Annotated in this window: 9 protein-coding genes and 1 tRNA gene; 4 read left to right on the top strand and 6 right to left on the bottom strand. The window is 62.1% G+C overall.

Annotated elements, in window-relative coordinates:
• Positions 1-94: 94 nt before the first annotated feature.
• Positions 95-748 (top strand): DUF1638 domain-containing protein, encoded by a 654-nt coding sequence (locus TRIHO_RS12240; protein ID WP_082705128.1) that lies wholly within the window; start codon positions 95-97, stop codon positions 746-748.
• Between the two features lie 36 nt (positions 749-784).
• Here TRIHO_RS12240 and TRIHO_RS12235 read toward each other — a convergent pair whose 3' ends face one another.
• Entirely contained in the window at positions 785-1,198 is a 414-nt protein-coding gene (locus TRIHO_RS12235) for a SufE family protein (protein WP_068243886.1), read from the bottom strand.
• Positions 1,199-1,331: 133 nt separating this feature from the next.
• Here TRIHO_RS12235 and TRIHO_RS12230 point away from each other — a divergent pair, with 133 nt between their 5' ends.
• Positions 1,332-1,853 (top strand): hypothetical protein, encoded by a 522-nt coding sequence (locus tag TRIHO_RS12230; RefSeq protein ID WP_068243881.1) that lies wholly within the window; start codon positions 1,332-1,334, stop codon positions 1,851-1,853.
• Between the two features lie 163 nt (positions 1,854-2,016).
• Here the strand turns inward: TRIHO_RS12230 and rnd are convergent, their stop codons facing one another.
• From rnd to TRIHO_RS12210, 4 genes are all read right to left on the bottom strand, one after another.
• Positions 2,017-3,171: a ribonuclease D gene (gene rnd / locus TRIHO_RS12225; protein WP_068243880.1), complete on the bottom strand. Its 1,155-nt coding sequence runs from the start codon at positions 3,169-3,171 to the stop codon at positions 2,017-2,019.
• A 98-nt stretch (positions 3,172-3,269) separates the two neighbouring features.
• On the bottom strand, positions 3,270-3,875 hold the full coding sequence (purN, locus tag TRIHO_RS12220; RefSeq protein ID WP_068243878.1) for a phosphoribosylglycinamide formyltransferase: 606 nt from the start codon (positions 3,873-3,875) through the stop codon (positions 3,270-3,272).
• On the bottom strand, positions 3,872-4,918 hold the full coding sequence (gene purM / locus TRIHO_RS12215) for a phosphoribosylformylglycinamidine cyclo-ligase (protein WP_068243875.1): 1,047 nt from the start codon (positions 4,916-4,918) through the stop codon (positions 3,872-3,874). The genes purN and purM overlap by 4 nt, the downstream gene beginning before the upstream one ends.
• A 133-nt stretch (positions 4,919-5,051) precedes the next feature.
• Positions 5,052-6,020 carry an MBL fold metallo-hydrolase gene (locus tag TRIHO_RS12210; RefSeq protein ID WP_068243872.1) on the bottom strand — a complete coding sequence of 323 codons (969 nt, stop codon included), beginning with the start codon at positions 6,018-6,020 and terminating at the stop codon, positions 5,052-5,054.
• Positions 6,021-6,141: 121 nt separating this feature from the next.
• Between TRIHO_RS12210 and TRIHO_RS12205 the strand changes: the two genes are divergently transcribed.
• Together TRIHO_RS12205 and TRIHO_RS12200 are read left to right on the top strand one after the other, a co-directional pair.
• Positions 6,142-7,071 (top strand): LysR family transcriptional regulator, encoded by a 930-nt coding sequence (locus tag TRIHO_RS12205; RefSeq protein ID WP_068243869.1) that lies wholly within the window; start codon positions 6,142-6,144, stop codon positions 7,069-7,071.
• A gap of 37 nt (positions 7,072-7,108) precedes the next feature.
• Positions 7,109-7,184 (top strand) — tRNA-Ile (locus TRIHO_RS12200).
• Between the two features lie 263 nt (positions 7,185-7,447).
• Here TRIHO_RS12200 and TRIHO_RS12195 read toward each other — a convergent pair.
• Positions 7,448-8,776: an ATP-binding protein gene (locus TRIHO_RS12195; protein ID WP_068243865.1), complete on the bottom strand. Its 1,329-nt coding sequence runs from the start codon at positions 8,774-8,776 to the stop codon at positions 7,448-7,450.
• Positions 8,777-8,792 lie beyond the last annotated feature (16 nt).

Raw genomic sequence — 8,792 nt, 5'->3', positions numbered from 1 at the left:
CACAGGCGATCGGAAGGATCCGCGCGGTCTTGCGCTCGGGCGCGGCCAGTCCGTTTTCTGTCAGGCCCCCCTGCCCAGTGGTCGAACCCTGGACATGTCGAGCCTGACAGAAAACGGACTGGCCGCGCCCGAGCGCAAGACCGGGCGGATCCTTCTGATCGCCTGTGGCGCCCTGGCGCGTGAGATTCTGGACATCAAGGCGCTCAATGGCCTCGACCATATGGATCTGACCTGCCTGCCGGCAAAGCTCCACCTGTTTCCCGATCAGATCGTCAGCCATGTCGAAACCGCCGTGCAGAAACATCGGGCCGTCTACGATCAGATCTATGTGGTCTATGCCGATTGCGGCACTGGCGGGAAACTTGCCGACGCTTGCGCCCGGCTCGCCGTTGAAATGGTGCCCGGCCCGCATTGCTATGCGTTTTTCGAAGGCAATGCAGAGTTTGAGGATCGGCGCGAGGCCGGAGAAATCACCGCCTTTTACCTCACCGATTTTCTGGTGAAACAGTTCGATGCATTCATCTGGCGCCCGATGGGATTGGATCGCAACCCCGAGCTGCGCGACATGATCTTTGGCAACTACACGACGCTGGTCTACCAATCGCAACTGCGCGATCCCGCTCTGCTGCAGAAGGCGCGCGATTGCGCGTCACGGCTGGGGCTGGCGTTTGAGCATCGCCATACCGGCTATGGCGAGCTGGAAACAACCGTCACCCGCTGGGGACAGACCGCGGCAGCCGACGAATAACGACAGCGCCATCGGCCCCAAGGCAAGCGGGTCAAATCACCCCAATGCGGCAGCGGCAGTCTCGCGGATCCGTTCGATCATCGCCCGCAGCCCGTTGGACCGTTGTGCCGACAGGTGTTCGTTGAGCCCCAGCCGCTCCATCTCGCCGCGGGCATCCACGGCGAGCACCTCCGCCAGGGTCAGGCCGCTGTAGAGCTTCTGCAAAAGCGCGATCAACCCCTTGACGATCATCGCATCGCTATCCCCGTCAAACCGGAAAACCTGCCCCTCGATCTGCGTGTGCAACCAGACTTGACTGGCGCAGCCATCGACCTTTGTCGCCGGAACCTTCAAGGCGTCGTCCAGCGGCGCCATCGCCTTGCCCTGCTCGATGACATGGCGATACCGGTCCTCCCAGTCTTCGATGAACTCGAAATCTTCGACGATCTCTTCAAAGGCGGCGGTGGCCATGGCTGTCCTCATCTCAACGTCCAGGGGGAGTAGATCGGACCTAGGCCAGGCCTGCGTCGTTTTCAACCGCTTTTCAACGCCGCTTCAATCGGGTAGTCAGATTTGCAAGCAACACTGACTGCGGCAGGTACTCATGCGTATTACTCTCGGCGCCCTTCTGATCGGCACATTGGTCCTGTCCTCTTGCGGCGGCTGGCGCGACTCTCGCGTAAACCCCACAAACTGGTTCGGCAACTCTCGCGAGGCCGCCGGATCAAAGGTCGAGGCACCAAACCCGAACCCGCTGATCCCCGACACCGACAAGGACCGGGTCAACCTGCTTGGGCGCGACGACGATACTGTCGATCACAGCCAGCCCATCGCAACCATCGTCGATATCGACATTCAACGCACCCCGATCGGCGCGATTGTCACCGCAGTCGGACAGGCCACCCGGAACGGCGCCTATGAGGCCGCGCTGGTCGCCAGCGACCCCCAAGAGCCAGGCCGTCTCGAATTTACGTTTCGCGTGACCTACCCGGACAAGGCAACCTACCGTGGCACCGAAGCGACCCGGACAATCCGCGCCGCTGTCAGCCTCACCAATCAGGATCTGGCCGGTGTGCGTGTCATTCGCGTGGTCGGGGAGACCAACGCCCGCGAGAGCCGTCGCTAGGCCTCCCCCGGCACCGATATCGCATCAAAAAAGGCGCGTCTCGATCCGAGCGCGCCTTTTGCTGTTTCCCTGCCGGTCTTTGTTAGCAGGTCTTCCCTACGGATCTAAACGGTGCTTAGTCACAGCCAAGGTCTGGCCGGCAACTTCGGGTCGCCCCGGGGGTCTAAAGTTCGACCACCTGCACGGTCTGACCCTTTGCAGCCAGCGCGATCCGCCCCTCGCAAAGCCGCAGCGCATCGGCGCCAAACACCTCTTGCCGCCAGCCGCTCAGGGCGGGCACATCCCGCTCCCCCGCAGCGATGGCGTCCAGATCGGAGGACGGGGCGATCAGTTTTGCCGCAACGCCAGCGGTCTCGGTCTTGGCCTTCAACAGCACCCGCAACAAATCGGCAAGCGCCGGATTGACCTGCAGTTTTTCGCGTGAGCGATCCGGTTGCGGGATCTGGTCCGCCGGGCAGTTGATCCCGCGTTCGACTGCCTGCAAGATACCATCGGCAATCGCGCCCTTGCGCGCTTCACGCAACAGCAGCCGCGACCCGCCAAGGTCGGACACCGAACGCGGCTTGGTCGATGCCAGCTCGACCAGCGCGTCGTCCTTGTAAACCCGGTTGCGCGGCACGTTGTTGGACTGGGCATATTCCTCGCGAAACGCAGCCAGTTCGCGGACCACGGCCAGGAACCGGCCAGAGGTGGTGCGGGTTTTGACCCGACGCCAGGCCTGCTCCGGCTGCACATCATAGGTCGCAGGATCGGTCAGAACCTGCAGCTCCTCGGCGACCCAATGGCTGCGACCGGTTTTTTGCAGTTCCCGGCTCAGGTATTCATAGATCTGCCGCAGGTGGGTCACATCCGCCAGCGCATAGGTCTTCTGCGCATCGCTCAACGGGCGGCGCGACCAATCGGTGAACCGCGAAGTCTTGTCCAGACCCTGCTTGCAGATCTTACGCACCAGCGTTTCATAGCCGACCTGTTCGCCAAACCCGCAGACCATCGCGGCGACCTGCGTGTCAAAAAGCGGCTTTGGAAACACGCCGGCATCGACCCAGAAGATCTCCAGATCCTGACGGGCCGCATGAAAGACCTTGACCACATTTTCGTTGCGAAAGAGATCATAGAGCGGCGCCAGCGACAAATCCGCGCCCAGCGGGTCGACCAGCGCGGCGTTCTCCTCGCCCCCCGGAAAGGCGATCTGCAACAAACAGAGTTTGGAGTAATAGGTCCGCTCTCGCAGGAACTCGGTGTCGAGCGTCACATAGGGATGTTTCGCGGCCTCTTCACAGAAACTGCGCAGCTCGTCTGTTGTCGTCAGGGTTCTCATCAAATGCGTCTTTGCCGGTTTTTTTGAAAGTTACGTCCGCTCGGTTCTTTGTTGATACGCTGCTGCGGGTTTGGTTGCAAACCCTCTCGCACCAGCAGTCAATCCAGATAGACCGGAGCCCGCTCGCCGCGCAAAAAACGGGACAAGACAAGCGGATAGAGGCGATGTTCCTGCACCAGCACCCGGCTGGCAAGCTGATCCGGCGTGTCACCGGGCAAGATCGGCACCTCTGCCTGTCCCAGCACCGGCCCGTCGTCCAACAGCGGCGTCACCTCGTGGACCGAACATCCATGTTTCGCGTCGCCGGCCTCCAGCGCCCGTGCATGGGTGTGAAGACCTTTGTATTTGGGCAGCAGCGAGGGATGAATATTCAGCATCCGTCCCTCGAACTGGCTGACAAAGCCCGCCGTGAGAACCCGCATGAACCCCGCAAGACAGACCACCTCCGCCCCGGCGTCGAGGATCGGTTTGATCAGCTCCGCCTCAAAGGCGGCGCGATCCGGACCAAAGGGGCGGTGATCGACCACAGCGGTGGCGATGCCACGTTCGGCCGCCTTCGCCAGCCCACCGGCATCCGCATTGTTGGACAGCACCAGACAGGGGTGCCCGGGATGGGCACCGTCCTGCAACATACTGTCCACAAGCGCCACCATATTGGAGCCGCCCCCCGATACGAGGACCGCTACAGACGTCTTCTCACTCACAGCAGTCCGCCTGTATAGCGCACCCCTTCACCGACGGTCACGGTGCCCAGACGGCTGACGGTTTCGCCGCCCTCGGTCAACACCTGGCTCACCGCATCGGCCTGGTCTGCTTTGACAACGACGATCATGCCGATGCCGCAGTTGAAGGTCTTGAGCATTTCCGCCTCGTCGATGTCACCCGTCTCTGCGAGCCATTTGAACACCGGTGGCAGCGTCCAGGCTCCAAGGTCGATCTCGGCGCCCAGCCCCTCAGGCAGCACCCGTGGCAGGTTCTCGGTCAGGCCGCCGCCCGTAATATGCGCGAGGGCATTGACGCCACCGGCACGCAACGCGCCCAAAATGGATTTCACATAAAGCCGCGTCGGCGTCAGCAGATCTTCGCCCAGCTTGCCACGGCTGAAGGGGCTGTTCGCATCCCAGCCCAGGCCGGAGTATTTGACGATCTTGCGCACCAGTGAATAGCCGTTGGAGTGCACACCATCGGACCGCAGCCCCAGCAGGACATCGCCCTCGGCAACCTCACGCGGCAGCACAGCGCCACGTTCCATCGCACCGACAGCAAACCCCGCAAGGTCGAAATCGCCCTTGGGGTACATGCCTGGCATTTCCGCGGTCTCGCCGCCGATCAGCGCACAACCAGACCGGCGACAGCCCTCTGCAATCCCCTCGATCACCCGGGCCGCGACCTCTGTTTCAAGCTTGCCTGTGGCGAAATAATCGAGAAAGAACAAGGGCTCAGCCCCTTGGCACACCAGATCGTTCACACACATGGCCACCAGATCAATACCGACGCCCTCGACGTGACCGGTGTCAATCGCGATACGCAGCTTGGTGCCAACACCGTCCGTCGCACCGACAAGGATCGGGTCGTCGAATCCGGCGGCCTTCAGGTCGAACAACGCGCCAAAGCCACCAAGGCCACTCATGACGCCGGGGCGGTCGGTGCGTTTGGCCGCCGGTTTGATCCGGTCTACCAGGGCATTGCCCGCATCAATATCCACCCCTGCATCCGCATAGGTCAAACCGTTCTTGCCGCTGGTCATCTCATGGCTCCTTCGCGCTGGTCCCGCTGGCTTTAGCGCATAGGGATCGCGAAGGAAACAAGGGAATGCGCCACTCCCAGCCAAAGGGAGTGGCATTTGATACAGCGCGGCCCAAGGCCGGAATTGCGGGCAGTCAGAGCCCGAATTGCCAGGGCGCCTGGTCAAAGGCAAACCCCGCGCCCGCGCGTCGCACCCGGCCAAGGCCCGGGAAATCCAGGTGCATCCCGGTCACCAACAGGTCGTCCGCCGCCGCCCGGTCGAACATTGCCTTGCGCGTCTCGGCGGCAAGTGGCTGATCGACATCAAACGGGATGGTCCACTCCGGGTTGGCAAACTGCAGGGCGGTGCTGTGCACGACATCGCCCCAGAACAACAAGGGCGCCGCACCGGTGTCGAGCATGAACCCGCTGTGACCGGGCGTATGCCCGGGCAATGGCAACGCCGTCAGTCCCGGGGCCACCTGCGCCTCGCTCGAAAACGGCTTCAGCCGGTCGGCATAAGGGGCGACGCTGTTGCGCGCCATCTGGAAAAACCCCCGACTGTCTTCGGGGACCGAGGCCAGGACGGCGTCGTCGTGCCAGAAACCCCATTCGGTTTCGTCCACCACCAGCTCTGCATTTGCAAAGGCCGCGGTGCCATCCGGCGACACCAGACCACCGGCATGATCCGGGTGGATATGGGTCAGCAGCACGGTGGTGATGTCAGCGGTGTCCACGCCCGCCGCCGCCAATGCCGCGTGCAGCCCGCCAAGATCCGGCCCCATCAATTGCGCCGTCCCGGTATCGATCAGCGTATAGGCGCCTGCCCGCTCCACCAGATAGCCATTCACCGGGATTTCCAGCCCCTGGGCATTCGCCTGGTAAAAACTCCCCGCCAGGGTTTCTTCGGCGCGGGCGGCGTCATACCCGGAAAAAACACTGGCCGGGATCGGCAGATGCCCATCCAACAGCGCCGTGATCGTCACATCCCCCAATTTGAATTGATGCAGGACCGGCGCCGGGCCGGCCGGGGCGGCCTGCACCCCGGTTGCAAAGGAAGGAAGCGCAAGCGAAGCAGCGCCAAGCCCGGCCTGTTTTAGCAAAGATCTGCGAGACAAAGTCATAAGGAACTCCAATATGCTCATCCGAGTTGAATACGGACAATAGTGATTTATTCCTTGCCATTTGGCCAGAGCAGCCCATTTCGGCTTATATCAGATATAAGCAACATTTATAAGGCACCCCATGGACAGGCTGACCCTTCTCGAAACGTTTGCCGTTGCGCTGGATGAAGGCAGCCTCAATCGTGCCGCCCAACGTCGCGGGTTGACCCAATCTGCGGTCAGCCAGCAGATCAAGCGGCTGGAGGCCGAGGTCGGCCACCAGCTGCTTCACCGCACGGCGCAGGGGGTGCTTGCGACCCGGTCCGGTGAACTGGTCTATGCCCATGCCCAGATGCTGCTTGGCGGTTACGACAGGATGACGGTCGAGCTGGATCAGCTCAACAACAGCCTGTCCGGCGATTTTCGCATCAGCGTCAATACGTTTCTGGGGCGCAAGTTGATCGGCCCGCTGCTGCTGGAACTGGACCAGACCCATGCGGATCTCAAGATCATCATGCGGATCGAGGACCGGCTGATCGACGTTGTGCGTGAAAGCTATGATCTTGCGATCCGAACTGGACGGCTGGGCGAAACCGATGGGATCGGACGCCGGATTGCCACCATGGAAACAGTGCTTTTCGCCACGCCAAGCTATCTCGACTCTGTTGGCCGCCCGACAGCGCCCGAAGATCTCAAACGGCTCAAGTTCATTCAGCACCACGAGGATCAGGTGCGCGGCTTCTTTCCGCTGACCCGTGGAGAAGAGGAGATGCTGGCCCCGATTCGCGTCGGCTTTACCGCTGATGACCCGGAATTGATCATGCGCGCGATTCTCGGCGGGGCCGGCTACACCCGCGCGCCCTATTTCATGGTCAGCGATCAGTTGGAGGACGGCACATTCGAACGCGTACTGCCGGACTGGCTGGCGCCCGACAAGGACGTGTTCGCCGTCTACCCCTCGCGCCATGGGGTCGATCGCCGCCGTGATCTTGTGATCGACGGAGTTGTCGCGCGACTGGAGGAACTGCGCCACCAGCGCCCCGCCCTGTCACTGCGCGCAATCACCGCTTGACCTCATCGCCGCCATTACCTAACCAGTTTCCCCAAGTGGGCCTGTAGCTCAACGGTTAGAGCAGAGCGCTCATAACGCTTTGGTTGCGGGTTCAAATCCTGCCGGGCCTACCAACTCTCCACTTTTTCCAACGAAACCAACAAGTAACACACGCCTAATGCCGTGCGTGCGGCGATCTGGGCCCCATGGGTCCTGCGCACCTGGCCTTACCAATTGGGCCGCCTTGGCCGGTTGAAACAGGATCCTTCGGGCAGGGTTGGACCGCAGGCGCCCTGATCAGAACCGACCAGAGCGACGAAAGGTTGACAGCTGTCAACCGGCTGTTCCTGGCCTGACACCAAAAGCGACCCGGCCCAGCCCCACATCGCTGCCCGCCTCAGAGCGCGATGACAATATCGGCCTGCAAGCCGCCAAGGGCCTCGCTATTGCCCAGCCGCAATGTGCCGCCATGGGCGCGGGCAATATCCGCGACAATGGCAAGCCCCAGCCCGACACCGGTGCCCAGATCCTGATTGCGCGCCGGATCAAGCCGGGTGAAGGGCCGGATCGCATCGCCACGCAGATCTTCGGGAATGCCGGGGCCGTCATCTTCGACCCGTATCCGCAGCGACTTTTGCATCACGGCGACAGAAACCCGAGCGCGGCTGCCGTAGCGCACGGCATTCGAGATCAGATTGTCCACCGCCCGCCGCACCGCCGCCGTGCGCAGCGGCACACGCCGGTTGCCGACGACCTCGACCAGCAGCACATTCTGCCCCTGGCGCGCCCAGCTTTGCACCGCGTCCTCGACCAGCTCACAGGGGTCGACTTCCTCCATCGCACTGGTGGTGACCCCACGCGCGAAATCGAGAAAGGCATCCACCATGTCCTCCATTTCCTTCACGTCCATCTCCATGGCGGAGATATCTTCCCCATCCAGCATCGACAGTGTCAGCTTGAGGCGGGTCAAGGGCGTCCGCAGGTCATGGCTGACGCCGGACAACATCAAGGTGCGCTGTTCGATCTGCCGCTCGATCCGGGCGCGCATATCAATAAAGGCCGCGCCGGCGGCCCGCACCTCGATGGCGCCGCGGGGCTGATAGGGGATCATACGACCGCGTCCAAAGGCCTCGGCCGCATCCGCGAGCCGCTTGATCGGGCGCAGCTGATTACGCATATAGGCCATCGCAATCACCACAAGCAGAAAGCCGAACACCACCATGGTGACGATCAGCTGGTGCGGCGCTGCGGCGCTGACCCGGCGGCGATTGAATTCAAGCGACGCCGGTCCCTGCGCGCTGTCGATCACCACCCGAATGCGCCGCGACCGGGGCAGTTGGATCGATTGAAACTGTGGCAAGCTCAGTGAAAAGGTTTCGCGCACGATCCGGCCAGAAAAATCCTCGAACGGGATCAGATCCGGCGGGATCGCCTCGCCCGGATCGAGAAACCGGATGGAAACGTTGAGCGGACCGAGGATCGGTTGTAGCCGCTGCAGGGCATCCTGCTGCGACTCGCTGCGTGCGATCTCCTGACCGATCAGGACAAACTCCCGCACCATGGTCTGGGCCATCTGTTTTGTGATGTCCTCCAGATCCCGCCGAATGAAGGCAAAGGACACGACGATCTGCAAAAGCACGATCGGCATCAACAGGATCAGGGCCGCGCGCCCGTAGATCCCGGACGGCATCCGCGGAAGATAGCGTTTGAGACGTGAGACAATCATGACTAAGCCTAAACCG

The sequence above is a fragment of the Tritonibacter horizontis genome (assembly GCF_001518015.1).
Lineage (GTDB): Bacteria > Pseudomonadota > Alphaproteobacteria > Rhodobacterales > Rhodobacteraceae > Epibacterium > Epibacterium horizontis.
Note: the sequence above shows the minus strand (reverse complement) of the source record. Positions and strands in the feature narration are given on the sequence as shown.